This window comes from Dyadobacter sp. AC419 (assembly GCF_979253085.1).
This window is the reverse complement of record NZ_CEEDCD010000019.1, coordinates 441,806-459,900: the sequence shown is the minus strand read 5'-3', so window position 1 is coordinate 459,900 and position 18,095 is coordinate 441,806. Positions and strand designations below refer to the sequence as shown.

13 protein-coding genes are annotated in these 18,095 nt (G+C 46.6%); 2 read left to right on the top strand and 11 right to left on the bottom strand.

The genetic code is table 11. The features are described 5' to 3' along the window. Window position 1: 1 nt before the first annotated feature. On the bottom strand, window positions 2–3,448 hold the full coding sequence (locus AC0IYG_RS15495) for a ThuA domain-containing protein (RefSeq protein ID WP_471711968.1): 3,447 nt from the start codon (window positions 3,446–3,448) through the stop codon (window positions 2–4). Window positions 3,449–3,672: 224 nt separating this feature from the next. Here AC0IYG_RS15495 and AC0IYG_RS15490 point away from each other — a divergent pair, with 224 nt between their 5' ends. Then, entirely contained in the window at window positions 3,673–4,404 is a 732-nt protein-coding gene (locus AC0IYG_RS15490) for an NUDIX hydrolase (RefSeq protein WP_471712317.1), read from the top strand. A gap of 20 nt (window positions 4,405–4,424) precedes the next feature. On the opposite strand, the gene AC0IYG_RS15485 is transcribed toward AC0IYG_RS15490, so the two are convergent. From AC0IYG_RS15485 to AC0IYG_RS15475, 3 genes are all read right to left on the bottom strand, one after another. Continuing rightward, window positions 4,425–5,222, bottom strand: a complete 798-nt coding sequence (locus tag AC0IYG_RS15485) for a hypothetical protein (protein WP_471711967.1) — start codon at window positions 5,220–5,222, stop codon at window positions 4,425–4,427. Between the two features lie 98 nt (window positions 5,223–5,320). Further along, a complete protein-coding gene (locus tag AC0IYG_RS15480; protein WP_471711966.1) occupies window positions 5,321–6,076 on the bottom strand; it encodes a LytR/AlgR family response regulator transcription factor in 756 nt (251 codons plus the stop codon). Then, window positions 6,073–7,161, bottom strand: coding sequence for a sensor histidine kinase (locus AC0IYG_RS15475; protein ID WP_471711965.1), 1,089 nt, complete (start codon window positions 7,159–7,161; stop codon window positions 6,073–6,075). The genes AC0IYG_RS15480 and AC0IYG_RS15475 overlap by 4 nt, the downstream gene beginning before the upstream one ends. A 160-nt stretch (window positions 7,162–7,321) precedes the next feature. Between AC0IYG_RS15475 and AC0IYG_RS15470 the strand changes: the two genes are divergently transcribed. Beyond that, window positions 7,322–9,718, top strand: coding sequence for an FtsX-like permease family protein (locus AC0IYG_RS15470; protein WP_471711964.1), 2,397 nt, complete (start codon window positions 7,322–7,324; stop codon window positions 9,716–9,718). Window positions 9,719–9,735: 17 nt separating this feature from the next. On the opposite strand, the gene AC0IYG_RS15465 is transcribed toward AC0IYG_RS15470, so the two are convergent. The 7 genes from AC0IYG_RS15465 to AC0IYG_RS15435 form a co-directional block, all read right to left on the bottom strand. Beyond that, complete coding sequence (locus tag AC0IYG_RS15465; RefSeq protein ID WP_471711963.1) at window positions 9,736–12,087, bottom strand: ABC transporter permease; 2,352 nt, start codon at window positions 12,085–12,087, stop codon at window positions 9,736–9,738. Between the two features lie 137 nt (window positions 12,088–12,224). After that, window positions 12,225–14,000: a cytochrome-c peroxidase gene (locus tag AC0IYG_RS15460; protein WP_471711962.1), complete on the bottom strand. Its 1,776-nt coding sequence runs from the start codon at window positions 13,998–14,000 to the stop codon at window positions 12,225–12,227. Between the two features lie 75 nt (window positions 14,001–14,075). Further along, window positions 14,076–15,542 carry a PhoX family protein gene (locus AC0IYG_RS15455; RefSeq protein WP_471711961.1) on the bottom strand — a complete coding sequence of 489 codons (1,467 nt, stop codon included), beginning with the start codon at window positions 15,540–15,542 and terminating at the stop codon, window positions 14,076–14,078. A gap of 124 nt (window positions 15,543–15,666) precedes the next feature. Beyond that, window positions 15,667–15,822, bottom strand: coding sequence for a hypothetical protein (locus tag AC0IYG_RS15450; protein WP_471711960.1), 156 nt, complete (start codon window positions 15,820–15,822; stop codon window positions 15,667–15,669). A 1-nt stretch (window position 15,823) separates the two neighbouring features. Continuing rightward, a complete protein-coding gene (locus tag AC0IYG_RS15445) occupies window positions 15,824–16,117 on the bottom strand; it encodes a hypothetical protein (RefSeq protein WP_471711959.1) in 294 nt (97 codons plus the stop codon). Window positions 16,118–16,122: 5 nt separating this feature from the next. Continuing rightward, window positions 16,123–16,422, bottom strand: coding sequence for a hypothetical protein (locus tag AC0IYG_RS15440; protein ID WP_471711958.1), 300 nt, complete (start codon window positions 16,420–16,422; stop codon window positions 16,123–16,125). A 143-nt stretch (window positions 16,423–16,565) separates the two neighbouring features. Beyond that, window positions 16,566–18,083 (bottom strand): FAD/NAD(P)-binding protein, encoded by a 1,518-nt coding sequence (locus AC0IYG_RS15435; protein ID WP_471711957.1) that lies wholly within the window; start codon window positions 18,081–18,083, stop codon window positions 16,566–16,568. Between the last annotated feature and the right edge of the window lie 12 nt (window positions 18,084–18,095).

The window sequence follows — 18,095 nt, the reverse complement described above, 5'->3', positions numbered from 1 at the left end:
GTCATTGCGCTGCTGAACCGAGCTTGAACTCCGATCCCATAACGACCATCAATGAGTGGCCGTCTGCCTGCGGATTTACAAACACCACATACACGTCGTGAAGCTTTCCGTCCGCAGCTGCTTTAATCGGCACTGATAACAATGTCGGCTTGAAATCAAGTGCTTCCGAAGCATTAAGCATGGTCGATTCACCGATCAGTTTGCCTGTCGGGCTGTCGATCCGCAATTCTACTTTTCCACCGGCTGCGTTCACCTGCGGTTTTGGCGCTATGGCTTGCAGCTGCAATTCGGTAACCGCACTCAGATCCACTTGTTTAAGCAGCATATATGCGCCGGTTTTGGAAGCAATGGCGAGGTTCATGCCACCATTTGAAATTTTCATAATGTCCTCGTAAGCATCATAGCTGTGCATATCCACTTTTGCATTCCGCAACACAAGCGACTGCTCGGACCTCAACGAAGGCAACCCACTTGCTCCGCCATCTTCATAGGCAGCTCTCACGATGAAAACACCTTTTCCTTTGTCTCCCGAAGGCAGTTTCGCGCTGTAACTTCCTTTCAATGGCAGCGATTTTTCTTTTGGTTTCTCGTTTACAACATTCAAAATGTATTTCACCATTTCAGAAGCATCGGCTGCTGACAATTGCGGGTGTGCCGCCATCGCCGTTTCACCCCAGACGCCGCTGCCGCCAGCAATTACTTTTTTGGTCAATCGCTCAACTGCGCTCTTGTCGTCTTTGTATTTGGCTGCAACTTCGCGGTAAGCAGGTCCGATCGATTTTTTATCAACAGCATGGCAAGCCTTGCAATCACTGGCTTCGATCAATTTCTTACCCGCATTAAAGGCTGCACTGGCATCGGCTGACCGGTGTCCCTGCGCAATTGCGATTTTGTCATAACCTTCCGCCAGATAGTCAATGTTCACTGCAACGCGCTCAGGGTCAATGCCTTTTTCCAACGTCCCGTCTTCCTTATCGGCCACCTTAATATCGTAATTGAAAGGCTTATCCGGTGAGTAAAACGATTTGTTGCTGGATGGCATATCAAGGCTCAGCACAGGCGGCTCATTTCCAACGCTAATGTCCATCGACTGCGTGCTTACGCCTCCTTTTCCGTCATTCACGGTCAATGTGGCTTTGTAGGTTCCTACTTTTGCCAATGTAAGGTTGGCGTCAGGTGTGGCAACGACTTTGTTGAAGCCGTTTTTGGAAGTAATTTTCCAGGAATAAGTCATGATGTCGTCGTCTGCATCTTTCGTTCCTTTCGCACTCAGTTTCAATGCCAGCGGTGAAGCGCCGCCCATTTTGTTTGCAGTCATCTGGATCTGCGGCTTGCGATTTCCTCCATTGTATTCAATGCGGACCAAACGCGCGTCATCATTTGCTGAAAACCAGCCCGTTCCGTATTCAAGCATATACAAATCGCCATTTTCTGCAAACTCCATATCCATCGGATTTGAGAATTTATAGCTCGGCATAAAACGCTCCATGGCAACGAAATTCCCTTCTTTATCCATCGTCACAGACATGATCCATCCGCGCATCCAGTCATAAGTCAGCAGTTTGCCATTGTAATAACTTGGAAAAGCATTCGGTGCCTTTTGAAATGCATCGGAATAGAAAACGGGTCCGGCCATGGCATTACGGCCGCCGCTTCCTACCAGCGGAAATTCTTTTGAAACTCCATAAGGATACCAGATAAATGCTTTCTGAGCCGGCGGAAGCACTTTTAAGCCTGTGTTATTCGGAGAATTATTGCTCGGTGCATTCACATCCCACAATTCCATAGACTTGCTTGCAGAGAAATCGTATTTATTATATGCTTTGTTATCGCCTACAAAATGCGGCCAGCCAAAGTTACCCGCCTTGCGCGCCTGTCCAACCTCATCATGACCAGCCGGTCCACGCATGGAATCGGGCTTGGCAGCATCCGGCCCCACCTCTCCCCAATATACGTAGCCCGTTTTCTGGTCTACGGCTATGCGGAACGGGTTTCTATGGCCCATTGTGAAAATCTCAGGTTTGGTTCCCGCTGTTCCTTTTGCAAACAGGTTGCCTTCCGGAATGGTATACGTGCCGTCAGGTTGCGGTGTAATGCGGATGATCTTTCCGCGCAAATCGTTTGTATTGGCCGAAGATTTCTGCGCATCCCATGCACTTCTGCCTTCGCGCTCATCGCTTGGGCTATAACCGTTGGAACCGTGTGGATTGGTGTTGTCGCCCGTTGATAAATAAAGGTTACCCACCTTATCCCAGGCAATAGAACCGCCTGTATGACAGCATTCTTCACGCTGGCTAGGGATTTCAAGTAATACTTTTTTAGAATTAAAATCCAGCTCATCGCCTTTCAACTCAAATCTCGCCAGCACATTCTTAGGCTCTTCAGGAACGGAGTAATAAAGGTAAATCCAGTGATTCTGCGCAAATTTCGGGTCCTTGTTAAGTCCCAGAAGTCCGTCTTCCCCCACTGATTCCTTGCCTTCCTTGTTTTTGTATTTCGTACTGACAGGGATTTTTGCAATCGTTTTCAGCGCTTTGTCTTTAATGTTATAAAGCTTCACATCGCCTTTGCGCTCAATAAACAGGATGCGGCCGTCATTCAGCACGCTTAATTCCATCGGTTCATCCAGTTTTTCTTCCAAAATCACCTTAGCAAAACGGTTTTCTTCCGGACGGCTTTTTGAGAAATCAACTGCTTTCGGAGCGTCTCCGCCAGCGGCATATTTGATTCCGGCCAGCAGGTGATTTAGAAATAATGGCTCCGCAAATGTTTCGTCCGTGTGGCCCATCGCTGTATAAAATGCGCGACCGCCATCGAATTCCTGATACCAGCTGATCGGGTGAAAATCTGGGTTTTTGCCGCCTATATAGCTTTTTTCGTCAATTTTAACGACAACTTTAATCTTTGGGGAAATGTCTTTGAAACTGTAAAATTCATCAGAACGCTCAAATTCATCCGGCATTCCCTGCGTCGCCCAGTGATTTTTTTCGGTTACAATAAACTTGCCTTTCTGCACATTGCTCGGTGTCATCGGGTGATCGAGAAAATATGCGCCGGCAAGCTGACCATACCAGGGCCACTCATATTCCGTGTCGGTGGCTGCGTGGATGCCAACGTATCCGCCGCCTGCCTGAATGTATCTTTCAAATGCCGTTTGCTGCTCGCTATTGAGGATATCGCCCGTTGTGTTCAGGAAAATGACCGCATTGAATTTCTTTAAATTACGCTCGTTGAATTGCGCTGCATCTTCGGTAAAACTAACGCCAAAACCTTGCTCTTTCCCCATTTTGGCCAAAGCTGCGTTGCCTGCTTCAATGGAGGCGTGCCGGAATGCAGCCGTTTTACTGAACACCAGCACATTCGCCTTCTGCGCTTGCGCAAATGACGGGTTGGAAGCGAATCCCAGCGTCAGAAAGAAGACATGGATGATGAGTGATTTTACTTTCATCTGAATAATAAGTTTGAATTAAGTCAAGCAAAGCTAATCTTATTTCATTTATTGTCTTTAATTTAGACAATAAATATTTTTCTATATTTCATTTGTATAGTACTAGTTACTTCTGATTTAATGCGCTGATTAGGCCTGAATGCTTGATTTATTGAAGTCACCCTTAGTTTTGCAAAACAATGACCCAAAATCCTAAACCTGAAAAATCCTTGGACACGCCTCTCCTGCACAATCCCAGTGAGCAGAATTACATTGACCAGCTCTCGATCGACTGCGTAATTTTTGGTTACCATAACAAAGCGCTGAAAGTCCTAGCGCCCAAACTCAGCTTCAAAGGTGATTTTTGGAGTGTTCCGGGCGGCTTTGTGCACCAGAACGAAGACATTGACGACGCTGCCCACCGCATTTTACAGCAGCGGACGGGCATTAAGGAGATTTATCTCGAACAATTTTATGTTTTTGGCAAGTCTGCCCGGAACAGTTTGAAGTTTATGAAAAAGCTGTTAAAGCTTAATCCTGAGCTGCTTATCATGGACGAGGAGCATAGAAAAGAATACGAATGGTTTACCAAAAGATTCGTTTCAATCGGCTATTACACGTTGGTGGACATTAACAAGGTGATTCCTCAAAAGATAGACATTGACGAATCCATTGACTGGTATAATGTTAAAGAATTGCCTGAGCTGATCATTGATCACAACGAAATCGTTGAAAAAGCATTGACGGCATTGCGCGCCAGTTTCGACGAAAAGCTCATCGCATTCAACTTGCTGCCGGAAACATTCACGATGAAAGAGGTGCAGGAATTGTATGAAACGATATTCGACAAACCGCTCGCGCGCAACAATTTTCAAAAGAAGATTCTGGATATGAATGTGCTGGAACGGCTGGAAAAGAAGTTTACCGGAGCCGCCAACAAGGCGCCGTATCTTTATCGGTTTACCGCTAAGCATTGACAATCAGCTATTTTGCAACATTATGCTGATAATTGAGAAACATCCATTTTCAGCATCCGGCTTTTGAAAAGGTCTGTTTTGTATTTAAAAATAAAATTGCGCAGCGAGAAGCCGGTTTGATTCAGCATGCACAGATTTGCGGCTTCTTCGGAAATGTTGAATCGCAAGAGCAACTCATTTACGCGGATGGTTTTGTTCCGTTGCAGCTCCGTTTTGAGATAATCGATCATGGAATCGGTCAGCATTTGTTGCTCGGAATTTTCTTCGGTTTTCTTGCTTTCAAAATTGTTCCGAGCCAAAATGGTGACGATCAGATCAATGCTGCTTTTCACAAGTTTGAGATAAGACGCAGGCTGCTGCGCGAGTTCAAACGAAATTTGGCTGATCAAATAGCCGATCGTTTGTGCGTCGCGCTCGTTGCGGATGGGCTCGCCTTGCCTGATGCGCAGGTTTGTGCAGAGATTTTCGGCTTGCTTGTAAGTGTCTGCAAAGTCGGGATTCAGCGCTTTTTTCCTGGCAAAATCTTCTGCCAAATGTGTGTCGAAAGCGATCATGAGCACTTCCGTATCCTTGTCTTCCTGAAAAATCGGCTGCTGATCCGGTTCCAGAAAAATTACTCCGTTGGGAGAATAGGAATGGATTTCGCTATTCAGGACAAATTTCCCGTCACCGGAAATCAGAAACAAAATGCGATAATGTTCCAAATGCTGCGGACGCGCATTCAGGCTGCTCGTTTTGCATTGCAGCAGGTGAAATTTCTTTTGCGCACTGAATTTTATTCCATTGATCATGACAAAGCTGGCTAATACGAAAGCCAATTTTGTAAATCAAGAGTTACAAAAAAAATCACATTGTCGGAAAGCCCGATTTCGATGTCTGAAAAGCCAATTTTACGCGCGGAAGCCTTTTGCTAAATTCACCGGCCCAGCCAGTTTTTAAATTCCGTAATGCGGTCCGTGCTGACCGTTGTTTCCTGGGCTAATGCCGGATTAAGCTCTATTTTGAGCTTTCCGGCAGAAATCGTGTGGATGTTTTTGATGGCTTCAATGGAAATCAGCAATGTGCGGTTAATGCGAAAAAATTGACTGGGGTCCATGATCTGCGACAAGCGTTCCAGGCTGTATTCGACCGCGAAATGCCGGCCATCGAAAAGTCGGAGAAAAGTGGATCTTTCTTCAATGATGAAATAGGCGATCTCATGGCTTTTGAATGTAAAAATCCGCGAACCGGCCGTGCATAGGAAGCGATCTTTATAGGTTTCCGTGGGCGCATGCCCGGTTGGTTTATCGGGACGGGCTTCGGTTGCCGCAGGAGTCAATCGCTTAAATTTTGCCAGCGAGGCCTGCAATTCGAGCGGGTTAACGGGCTTTAATAAATAGTCAATGCTGTTGGCTTTGAAGGCTTTAAGTGCATATTCATCGAAAGCGGTCGTAAAAATGACGGGAATCATCAGGTTAAGGGTTTCCACGATGCGAAAACCGTTGTCGTCTTCAAGGTGAATGTCCAGAAATATCAGATCCGGCTTTGTTTTTGACTCATTTTCGAGATAAGCAATGGTATCAAAAACCGACGGGATCGTGGCCAGCACATGAATGGAAGGATCAATGCCGTGGATCAGCTTTTCAAGGCGCTCCGCACTCAGATCTTCATCTTCTACAATCAGCACATTCATGTTATCAGCGGAATTTTTACGACAAAATTAGCATCGGTTTTTTCAACGATGACCTTTTTATTTTGCAAAAGCTTGTAACGACTTTCAATGTTACTCAGTCCCAGCTTTGTTGTAGGCTCGCGCAACTGCCTGACCTGCAAAGGGTTAATCACCATTAGCATGCCATTCTCAATATAAATGCGAATGTTAAGCGGATTTTGTAATGACATGGTGTTATGCTTCACCGCATTCTCGATCAGCGGCTGCAATGTAAGCGGAATGATCGCAAACTTTTCCAGATCTTCCGGTGCAATGTCCACGTCGATGCGCACTTTTTCCTGAAATCTTGTCCGCAGTAAAAACGTGTATGTTTCAAGAAATTTGATCTCTTCTTTCAAGCTGATCTGATGCAGTTCCGCCTGTTCGAGAATGTAACGGTAAGCCTGCGAAAGCTGCTGAATGAACGCGCTCGACTTCTCAGGCCGCGATTCCACGAGTGACGCCAGCACGCTGAGGTTATTGAACAAGAAATGCGGACTGATCTGATTTTTTAACGCCAGAAACCGGGCGCTCATGTTTTCTGTCGCCAGCTTTTCAGAATCCACCAGCAATTTTTTCAATTTTTCCTGCACCTGATTGCTGACGCACAAATAATATCCGGCGATTAATGCGAGAATGGTGAGGGATTGGTTTGCGCGCGTGCTTGTGCGATAAAATCGCGATGTGACCGCCGAATTGCTGTAACGGAAAGTCTCATCGCTCCAGAATGAATCCATAAAACCCCACGTGTGCCTGAGTATATAGTTGAAAATGAGTGCAAGTAACACCGCGGGAACAAGCGCAATGAGTTGGTGAGAAATTTTGAAGTCCGTAGACCGGTCGCTACCCGTTAATGTCGTCAGTTTTTTCAAAAACCAATCCATCAGGTAAATCCAGCTGGTGTAGAATACGGTGCTAATCGAAATCTCTATAAAAAACAGCGGCAATTTGCGAAGAATGGTCTCCCACACATTTTGATCTAAATTCAAAAAAGTCCTCAACGGAATGTAGACAATCGCTAATGCGAAGCCCAGTAACCATTTTTGACCAAATCTGTAAACCCGCATATCCCGCTGAAAGCTGTTTTTTCAAATGTAAAGCATTTTTAGGGAATCGGCGGAAGCAAGATTTAACCATTCAGATAAATGATATATAATTTATTTATATATAAATATTTTTTACTATTATTGCTCCACAACGATTTCATCTGTTAGCCATGTTCCTTATATGCTGAATCTCGACATCCTGACCAATCATTTCAAGACCGCCTGGCGCCGCTTGCTTAAAGACCGGCAATTTTCACTGCTTAATCTAGTCGGACTTTCGAGCGGACTGGCCTCTGCCCTGCTGATCGGTTTGTGGGTCAATGATGAATTTGCATTTGACAAATTTCATGAAAACGACAGCCGCCTTTTCGAAGTAATGATCCACGAAAAAGCGGGCGATGCGATCGCGACTTCTAGCAGCACGGGCGAAATGGTGGGCGAAAGAATGCTAGCCGCAATCCCGGAAGTAGAAACCGTCGTTATGACCACGCCCGCGGTCTGGTTTCAGAAATTCAGCTTGGCTGCGGGCAACAATCCGGTAAGTGCCGACGGCAATTTTGTTGGTAAAGATTTTTTTCGCGCATTCTCATTTCCTTTGCTTCAAGGCGATCCTACGCAGGTTTTGAACGATAAAAATTCCATTGTGATCTCTGAAAAGCTGGCGGTTCAGCTCTTCAAATCACCTGAGCTTGCAATGGGCAAAGTCCTCGAATGGAAATGGCAGGCATACGCTGAAAAATGTTTGGTAACGGGCGTTTTCCAGGATTTCCCTAGCAATTCTTCGCAGCAATATGACTTTTTGTTGTCTATGCACGCCTGGGCTCAGATTGTGCCGCCGGGAACGGCGCCAGCAAGCAGCGGACCATTTGACAATTTTGTCGTGCTGAAACCGGGCGCTGATATGGAAACGGTCAATGCGAAAATGGCTGCGCTTGCCAGAACCAGCTTTAATGATTCGACATCAAAACTTTTCCTGCGCAAATATTCAGATGCCTACTTGTATGGAAATTATGAAAACGGCGCACAGGCAGGCGGTCGGATCACTTATGTTCGCCTGTTTGCGGTGATAGCGATCATCATTCTGGTTATTGCCTGCATTAATTTCATGAATCTGTCAACCGCAAAAGCTTCCATGCGGATGCGGGAAGTTGGGGTTAAAAAAGTGCTTGGCGCAGGCAGACCGACATTGATTTTGCAATTTTTGGGCGAGTCATTGCTGCTGAGTTTTGCAGCATTGTTCATTGCGCTGGTTTTGACGTGGGCACTGCTGCCGGCCTTCAATGGTATTACGGGAAAGGATCTTGCTTTGCATTTTCAATTCGAGGGAATGCTGGCAATTTTTATCATTGCGCTATTAACAGGCTTGCTGGCAGGAAGTTACCCGGCATTCCACCTTTCTGGCTTCAATCCTGCATTTACACTCAAAGGCGGCTTGGTGACTTCGTTCAGCGAGCTGCTGGTGCGGAAAGGGCTTGTGGTTTTTCAATTTGCGGTGTCGGTGATTTTCATAATTTCGGTGTTTGTGGTTTACCAGCAGATCCGGTTTGTGCAGCACAAGAATCTGGGTTATGATAAAGACCACATCATTTATTTTGAAATGGAAGGGCGTGCGGCTGCGCAGGCCGGGTTGTTCCTTGCCCAACTCAAAACGGTGCCGGGCGTTGTGAATGCTTCGAGCATTCAGCAGAAGATCATTTTGCCTGCTATGCTGCCCGGAAATGGCTCTGGCGTGCGGTGGGATGGGAAAAATGCCGATGACAAGATCCGCTTTTTCAGAATGCCCGTCAACTTCGATCTGATCGAAACTCTGGGAATGGAAATGGCATCGGGCCGGAGTTTTTCAAGAAAGTTCGGAACGGAAACAACCAACATTATCCTTAACGAGGCGGCCGTAAAGGCTATGGAAATCAGTGATCCTATTGGCAAAACAATTACAATCGACAACACGGAAAAGCACATTGTGGGTGTTACCAAAAACTTTCACTACAACTCGTTGCATGAGTCAATAAAGCCATTTATCCTCCATTTATCTCCGCAAGAAACGATGCTTGTGATGGCAAAAATCAGTGCGGGAAGTGAGCAGGAAACGATAACTCGGATTCAGGATTTTTATAAAACATTCAATCCTGGCTATGCTTTGGACTATCAATTCCTCGATCACGATTTTCAGGTTCAGTATGCGTCCGAAAAACTGGTGAGTGAGCTGGCGCGTTACTTTGCCGGGCTGGCGATCATCATTTCATGCCTTGGTCTTTTCGGGCTTGCAGCATTTACGGCTGACCGGCGCAGGAAAGAGATCGGTGTGCGAAAAGTGCTCGGCGCAACGGTTACCAATGTCGTAACGATGCTGACCAAGGATTTTCTTGCCCTCGTCTTCATCGCCATTAGCATTGCTTTCCCGGCTGCTTGGTGGCTGATGGACCAATGGCTGCAAAACTTCGCTTACCACATTTCCATCAGCGTGAGCGTTTTCATTGGCACAGGCGCATTCATGGTGCTGATCACATTGCTGACCATTGGTTACCAATCCATTAAGGCCGCACTGATGAATCCGACGAAGTCTTTAAAAGCGGATTGAGTCATGAAAAACGGATCTCACTCATTAGCCAGCGCCTCAACCGGGTTGCCCGTTGCAGCGTTATAGGTCCGGGTTGTGATGATCAATCCGCCGAGCATGAGCAGGACACTGAAACATAGCGCAAGTGTCTCAAAGCCAAGGGAGACGTGGTAAGCAAAATTCATCAGAAAAGCGTAACCAGCCAGATAACCGAGCGGTAAGGCAATGGCGGCGGCGATGGACAGCAGCACGACGAAATCGCGTGAAAGCAACCAGATAATTTGTTTAATCTCCGCGCCCATGACTTTGCGAATGCCTACTTCTTTAATCCGCGTTTGGGTATTGTAAGTGACCATCCCGAGCAAGCCGAGACAGGCGATCGAAAACGAAATTCCGAGCAGTAATGCCATGAAACTAATGTCTTCCATGTGCGCATGGCGTTCGTACAGGAAGTCGTCAAACCATTTGCCTTCGAAAGCGTCGTAAGGCGCGAGCTTGTTCCAGGTTCTGCTGATTTCGGACAGTACATTTTCCCCGGAGCCCGCGGCAACAGAAACATGCATGTAACGCAGGCCAGCGGGATGCTGACGCAGAATGAGCGGCTTTATTTCCCAATTGAAACTGGTAAATCTGAAATCCTTCACGACGCCTGCAATCTGCATTTCCGTGCTGTCTTCTAGCCAGATCGATTTCCCGACCGCATCGCCGTTACTGCCTAATCTGAATTTCCGGACTGCTTCTTCATTGATCAAAACCATTGAGGCTGCGCCTTTTGGCAAATCCTTTCCCGCAATTAATGTTAAATCAAGTGTTTTTGTAAAATCCGGAGCAATGTCGGCAATGAATGATTGAACAAAATTCTGATCAGCACGTTTCATGCGGATTCGCTCGGTTGCGCCATGATGTCCAAAAGGCTCCGAAATGCCTGACACATGCTCAACTCCGGCCAGTTTTTCAACTTCGTTCGCAAGCCTTTCGTATGGCACATTACTCAACGGAATGTTAAGCACATTTTTACATTGGAAGCCATAGTCAGCCGTTGCCATGTAATTTTGCTGCCGCATCACGGTCACCAGCGTAATCATGGCGATGAGTGAAATGCTGAATTGCGCGATGATCAATGCTTTCCGCAACGAAAGTCCTTTGATGATTTTTAAACCATTGTGGCTGCGCAGTACTTCTGCGGGCTGAAAATTAGAAAGCACTTTTGCCGGGATAAGTCCGGCGAGCAACCCGGCCGCAACGCTGAATGCGAGAAATGATCCCCAAAGTTTCCAATCCCAAATGACGCCGCCGATCAGCCATTGCTGCACAAAAGCCATCGGTTTTACGAGTTCCAGCATGACATATGCCAGCCCCAGGGCCAGCAATGAAAGAATTACCGATTCCGCCATGAACTGTCCCAGCAACTGCCAGCGGAGCGCCCCCGATGTTTTGCGGATACCCACTTCCCTTGCACGGCTCATTGAGCGCGCCAGGGTAAGGTTAATGTAGTTGAAAGCCGCCATTAGTAAGGTCACCAGACCCACGCCCATTTCGGCCGATAAGCCGCCAATCTGCGGTTCATAAGTGCTGTTGATCAGCTCTTCCATTGAAGGCGCAAGTGCCGTCAGTGCCTGCGGACGAAAATCATATGCGTGCAGGTCGCTTTGTTTCAAAACGGCATTCTGCTTGCTGGCAATCGCTGGCAACACCGCTTGCAGCTGGTCTTCGGCGGTGCCCGTTTTGAGCAAAACATACGTGTAACATTTCGAAAATTCCTTCCAATCATTATTACCGCCAAGCGAGCCAAGCTTTTCATTGGAAACGCTGAACAGCATGTCAAATTTCAAATGAGAAAGTGAGGTCGTGTCTCCTACTACGCCCGTTATCACAGACGGCTCCAATCCTTCCTGCATCAGTATTTCGCCAACCGGATTTTTCTTGCCGAACAGTTTTTCAGCGGTCTTCTTACTGATCACGGCTGTGTTCGGCCGATTTGCAGCTTGTCCAATTGCGAGCGGATAGCCAAAGATTTGGAAAAACGACGGATCGACTGCGAATGTCAGAAAATCTAGCCGCTTGCTGTTGCCTTCCACTTCGCCATATGTGCGGGTAACCCGTGCCGTGTTTTCGACAAAAGCATAATCTTTCTGCAATGTTTCGGCAAGCGGCGCAGCCGATGTGGCGAATGCGGCTTTGTCATTTTCCTTGTTGGTAATATCGGTCAGAATGCGGAAAATGCGGTCGCGTTTCGGATGGAAATTGTCGTATTCCAATGCGCCTTTGATGTGGGCAATGGCCAGGAAGCAGACCATCAAACCGGAAGCCAGACCGAACACATTGATCAATGAAAAAAGGCGATGCTTCCAGATATTCCTTACGGCGATCTTGATGTAGTTTTTTAGCATATGGTCCGGTTTAGCAGAAAAATCACCTTTGGTAAAAGTTTTATACCAAAAAACGAATATGCTTCCGACTTACTCTAATGCCTCATTTTGCCTCACACGCCTGTGCATTTCCGAACGGCGCGCGTTCGGAAATGCCGTCAGTTATCCGTCAGACTTTCCATGAATTTCACGACTAATCTGATCTCTTGTTTTGTCAGGTTGAGCTTGTCTGCGGCGAGCGTTTGGTTGGGCACATTGAGCCCGAGTCCCGCGCCTCCGCCTTCATTGTAAAATTCCATCACTTCCTGCAAATTGGTAAATGCACCATTGTGCATATACGGAGCCGTTTTGGCAACATTCCTGACTGTGCTGGTTTTAAATGCATTTTCCCACTGCGGAAAATTGTTATGAACGCCCCGACCCGCATCCGCGTCCAGGCTGGCATTTTTGAAGTTCGCCCCGGCCGTTACGCCCAGCACTTCCGACTCGGTTCGCTGGTAATCCGGTGGGACGGTGCCGTTGAAAAGGGGCACAAAATGACAAGTGCCGCATTTGGCTTTGCCCATAAAAATATTGAAACCCTTCACCTCATCCAATGTCATGGCCTTTTTGTCGCCACGCATATATTGGTCAAAACGAGAACTGAACGGGTTAAGCGAGCGGACGAAAACGGCCAGCGAATTTTGGATATAAACGGCCGGGACCGAATCCAGCTCGGGATAGGCTTTTCTGAACAAATGCTTATAATCTTCATCCGAGCTGATCATTTTTGCGATTTGCTCCATCGAGCCATGCATTTCGGCTTTGTTATGGATCACGTCTGCTGCCTGATCTTCGAGCGAAGGCGAGCGCAAATCGTAAAATAATGCCTGTTGCAATGCTGCGTATTGAATCGTCGGGGCATTTCTTTGAATGCTTTCGTTGCCAAATCCTTTGCTCGTTTTCAGGCCGTCGCTATAAGCCAGCCCGGGCTGGTGGCACGACCCGCAATTGGTTTTTCCATTGCCGGATATGCGGCCGTCATAAAATAGTTTTTGTCCTAATGCAATGCGCTCAGGTGTTGATTTGAAACGGTCATTCGAAACCAGGGCTTCCGCGTCAAATGCACCCGGATCGAACAATGTGGCTGCATTTCCTTTGAGTAAGCGACGGTCGTTCACGAATGCGATTCCTGACGCCTTTTGCTGGCTGTGCAGGTTGCGGCAAAGCGGATTAATGTGATCTGCAATGAATGTTGCGCGGTCAAAATCATTAAATGTTTTGGTTTTCTTCAAAAACAGGATCGCCTTTTCCGTTTGGGCATCCACAGCGTCCGCATCTTTGAGAACGCCGTCGTAAGCGCTCAGATAATCTTGAAATGACTGCAAAACCTGCTCACTTTCGGCCAAAGCATTTCCCGAAGCCGGATTGTCAAATCCTGAGATCCCAAGGGTTATGAGCCTGAAAAGTTCGAGTCGCAATGCATTCAGAATGTGTGCATCCGTGAGGCTGATGTCAATCCATAAGGTCTTGATCCGCTTTACATTGACCTGTAATTTCCTTACTTGCCTGATCAGTTCCGGTCTTTCGATTTTTTCATCGGTGTATATCAGTTCTTCGATCACCTGCAAGCCGCCTGGCTCGAAAACCGCATTCTCCTCATCCTCCACTTCATCCAGCGGCGCACCATTAACCAACCTTACGGTTGTTGGAAAAAAATATTCCGAAAACGCCTCGGTCTTTTTGTATTGCATCCGAAGTTTCAGAAAATCTTCCTGCAATTGTTTCTTGTCATCCAATGTCCTCACTTTCCCCAAGAAATCCTCGTTGCGCGCGATCAATGTGTTCAGATCTTCATTGAACTGGTCGTAAACAATTTCCTTGGGACTTTTTTGCATGGCACAGCGGGTAACTATGCCGATCAGCAGGATGGATAAAATCAAACGTGGGCTCATGTTCATATCCCTGAAAAAAGCATAGGAAGGCCTTTTCGAAAAAGGCCTTCCTGGTCTCGATGTTGATGAAAATGTTTATTGCTTTACGCCTCTTACGATTACAGTCTGGCCGCCTTCCTTGTTGGTAGAAATGCCGCTTCCGTCAGCGCCTTTGTATTTTTCATCCTGCCATGTGTGCGGGTGCAGGTTCACCATAAAAGTCTCAGGAATGCCTACGACATCAGAAATATCGATCATAGCGCCATATTCCCATGTGCTCAAAGAGTTGTTCCCCACAGAGTTGTATTTCGCATTGAATGCAGCATCTTCTCTGCGGTGGTTCATGCGAAGCATTGCTTTGCTCTGTTTTGTAGCAATGTTATACTGCCAGATCGTGCCGTCGTGATCATTGTTTTTGTAAAATGAGTCACCGTCTTCCTGCACGTAAACATAATTGTTCGTTACACAGATATTGTCCGGGTTAACGATGAAGCTTCCAGGCTTCTCTTCGCCGTCCATGATGATTTCCAGCTTGCCTTTCAATGGGTTAGCAGCATCAAAATTTAATCTGTAAACGCGTCCCCACATATTTTTTCCAGCCACAGGAGTTACTTTATCAGCCTGGCTTACACCCGTTGCTGTGAAGTAAATTTCACGTCCGACACCATTGCCGCCTTTGCGATAATCAATGTCTTCCACGCGGGCAAACTGGATCATTTTTTTGTCCACCGTCTGCGCCTGCAATTCAGTTCCTGTGCTTGTCTTTACATTATCAAATGCTACAAATTCCACGTCATACTGCTGTCCCGGCTGCATATCCGTTTCAACGCTTTCTTGGTTTGTGCGGCGCAATGCGTATAATTTACCATTGTTCAAGTCACCCACAGCGTCAGAAACGTAAAGCACCAGCTGACCGTTTGTATCATCTTCGCCGATTACGATCACCGATTTCCCTGGAAATGCATCCTTAGGAAGCGGCACTGCGTTTTCTGCATTCCATTTACCAAAAGCACTTACCGTACACGTTTTGTTTTTCTTGTCTGCAGGAGCAAAAGGATCGATCGCATGCGTCATCGACTCAGAGTTGCTTTCACCGGCTGTAAGAAATAGTGGTCCGAAACCGTGTTCCTGCGGAGTCGCCAGCGTAGCAGAGCACAATCTCCACTGACCGCCCTCTGCGTCCACAATGTATTCACCTTTTACGGGCTTCAATTCTTTGTCCAAAAACACGCGTGAAACAGAGAAATGGATCTCGTGGTTGTTGATCATAATGAATCCGTCCCCATTTGGATTTCTTACAAATGCGCCTCCGTCCGGCTGTGCACCGTAAATAAAATCAGGAGAATCCTGCAATTTGTCATCCGAACTGATCAGCGTTGTGATTTTCAGGTCTTCAAATCCCGGCAGGGCTTTTACAAGAGCAGGGTTTACAGATCTGTCGATGAGTTTGGCAGAATCAACGGGGACGCCGGGATGATCCTGCACGCTGCATCCGAATGTGATCGCCCCCAGGAATAGCGCTGTCGCTCCTGTTCTCCTGGCGTTGGTAAAATACATGTTCATGGTGAGATAGTTTTTACACAAATCTAGGCGAACGCGCCATCTCACACTTTACCAGAATGTTATGCAATTGTGAACAAAAATTAACAAGCGGGAAACAGAGGTCGGAAAACCATGTGTGCGTAAGCTACATTAAAAACAAGGTCGCCACGCTCACAAGCACCACGGACAGCATCATTGATAAAAACACCAGTATGGATGACTGCTCTTCGTCGGCTTTGAGGAAAGCTGCGAAAACCGTCACATTCGCCGCAATCGGGAAAAGGGGCACAAGTCCCAGCATTTTATAATCTTCTTCTTCCAGATCTTTGGCAAGAAATGATGCCGCAAATGCAATCACCGGCAAGTAAAACAGCAGCCGCAATCGTGCGAACGCTGAGCAATTTGAAGAAATAGCCAAGCTTGATGTTCTTGAAATTGACATTAGCGAGCTGAAATCCGACGATCATCATTCCGGCTGCGGAAACTGCAAAACTTACGACTTTGAGCGCCGGCTTGACTGCCTCAGGCGTTTCCAGTCCCGCAACTTTACAAATCACGCCGGCCACAAACACATATAGGAAAGGAATTTTGAACATTTCCTTTAATGCTTTCCCGAATCGAATTTCGTTTTGGCAACCTGAAAATAACCAATCGTATCACCGAATAATGCGGAGCCTAAGTAAATGCAAATGAGCACACTAACCTTATCTTGTCCAAAAAGTGCAGTGACCGTTGGAATGCCGAAAAAGGCAATGTTAAAAAAGGAAAATGAGCTCCGCAAAAGCAATGGATCTGTTTCAGTTGCGATCTTTTTCTGAACGGCAACAGCCACATAATTCATCCCTAATGCAAGCAGAAATGTCAAAATCGGCAAGACGATCAGTTTCGGAAGCTTCCGCATCGAGCATATTGGTGAAAACCAGCAGCGGCAGCAGTACATTGATCAGCGGCTTACTGACGTAATCTGAGTTGAAATCGAATTTTTTGCTGATAAAATATCCGGCGGGAATGAATGCCATCACCGGCAGCAGCTCTTTATAAAGTTTAAGCAGCGTTTCCAATGATCTGGCTAATTAGGTGACGGCTCAGTTTGCCAATCATTTTTACATTAAACCAAACCGCATTCACGTCCAGCAACAGTCCGTTGGTAATGTGGCCGATCGCGTAGAAATTTGGATAAGGCGCATCTTCGGCAATCACCTGCATGGTTTCTGTGTTGATCTTGATCCCACCGGCAGCTTCGGGCTCAATCAAACCGCCATCGGCCAGATTTTGCATCAGCTCCGATTTCATCATCTCAACGGACGCGGCCGGGCCGGTTGCATTGATGATGTATTTTTCCGAAGCCTCCTGACCATTGTCATAAGTCAGCACAAACGACTGTTTTTGCTCGTCATAGACAACGTCTTTCAAATCCGGAACGACCTGCAATTGCTTGCTTTTAAACAATCCGTAAACGCGCTCGGCATTCACCAGCGGCATACAATGGCGGTTTACAGACCAGTAATTTCCCAGCCATTTTTTGAATTTGAGCTTTTCGCTTTCATCCAGCCATTTCCACATCTCAGAACTTTCGTAGCGCAGAGAATAGGGAATGTTGATCAATGCGTCGCCACCATTTTTAGCGATTTCAATGTCTTTTTCCAGCAGCTGATCAGCCGGCTTATCTCTTTTGGTGGCTTTCCAATCGATTTTTTCGTCTGCAAATTCCTCCGCTTCCTGCATGAAAAGCCTTAGAATTTCCTTGACCTTCGGATTACGAAGTTCGGTTCGCTGGATTTGATGCAGATTTTTAAGCGTAATGTATTTGCAATCGACCTTAACGGGATTTTCCGGCTGCACGCGCGGCATTAATCCGTCCGGCGAATAGCAGGTAAATTTTCCCTGATAACCATTATCAGTCAGCGTCATCAGCGCATCGATCGCACTCAGACTTGAACCCAAAATGCCAATGTCTGCATCTTTGGGAATGTTGTCTAAAATAACAGAAGACGGCCACGGCGAGCCGAAGTAATTTTCTCTTTTTTCGAGATCCGGATAATTGTTGGCAACGGGCGTGCCGGGGGAAAGCAGCAGGAAATCGCAACGATGTTCATTAGCATCTGCTAATTGTACATTGAAACCATCTTCATGTTTCTGCACATTCACAGCGCGGGCGTGTATTACGCTGACGTCCATTCCCTCCTCTTTGGCCAATTTGAAATAATGTTCAAATTGTTCCTTTAAATAATCGCCATACAACCGCCTGGTTGTAAATGCTTCGTTTTTTCCTTTATTATCGACCACTTCGTGATGCACACGCTGCTCGTGTTCGATAAGCCACTCGCTGAAATGTTGGGGTTCGGTAAAATGGATTCCCATTAAATCCGCCTGGGTGTTGAGAATATGACCCGGTTGTTTCGTGCCAAAAGCAAGTCCTTTTCCAACTTCCTCGTTCTCTTCGATGATTGTGATGCTGACTTTCCGGTGATGCCCGGCGATGCGTAATTGAAGAAATAGCTCGATAAATGCTGAAATTCCGCAGGCTCCTCCGCCTATAATCGTAATATTTTTAAGACTCATTTTTTAGATCTC

Excerpts from the sequence above, each read along its gene's own strand:
- AC0IYG_RS15460 (WP_471711962.1), bottom strand. The coding sequence starts at position 14,000 with ATGAGCCCACGTTTGATTTTATCCATCCTGCTGATCGGCATAGTTACC.
- AC0IYG_RS15495 (WP_471711968.1), bottom strand. The coding sequence starts at position 3,448 with ATGAAAGTAAAATCACTCATCATCCATGTCTTCTTTCTGACGCTGGGA.
- AC0IYG_RS15435 (WP_471711957.1), bottom strand. The coding sequence starts at position 18,083 with ATGAGTCTTAAAAATATTACGATTATAGGCGGAGGAGCCTGCGGAATT.
- AC0IYG_RS15455 (WP_471711961.1), bottom strand. The coding sequence starts at position 15,542 with ATGAACATGTATTTTACCAACGCCAGGAGAACAGGAGCGACAGCGCTA.
- AC0IYG_RS15470 (WP_471711964.1), top strand. The coding sequence starts at position 7,322 with ATGCTGAATCTCGACATCCTGACCAATCATTTCAAGACCGCCTGGCGC.
- AC0IYG_RS15480 (WP_471711966.1), bottom strand. The coding sequence starts at position 6,076 with ATGAATGTGCTGATTGTAGAAGATGAAGATCTGAGTGCGGAGCGCCTT.
- AC0IYG_RS15445 (WP_471711959.1), bottom strand. The coding sequence starts at position 16,117 with ATGTTCAAAATTCCTTTCCTATATGTGTTTGTGGCCGGCGTGATTTGT.
- AC0IYG_RS15440 (WP_471711958.1), bottom strand. The coding sequence starts at position 16,422 with ATGCGGAAGCTTCCGAAACTGATCGTCTTGCCGATTTTGACATTTCTG.
- AC0IYG_RS15450 (WP_471711960.1), bottom strand. The coding sequence starts at position 15,822 with ATGCTGGGACTTGTGCCCCTTTTCCCGATTGCGGCGAATGTGACGGTT.
- AC0IYG_RS15475 (WP_471711965.1), bottom strand. The coding sequence starts at position 7,161 with ATGCGGGTTTACAGATTTGGTCAAAAATGGTTACTGGGCTTCGCATTA.
- AC0IYG_RS15465 (WP_471711963.1), bottom strand. The coding sequence starts at position 12,087 with ATGCTAAAAAACTACATCAAGATCGCCGTAAGGAATATCTGGAAGCAT.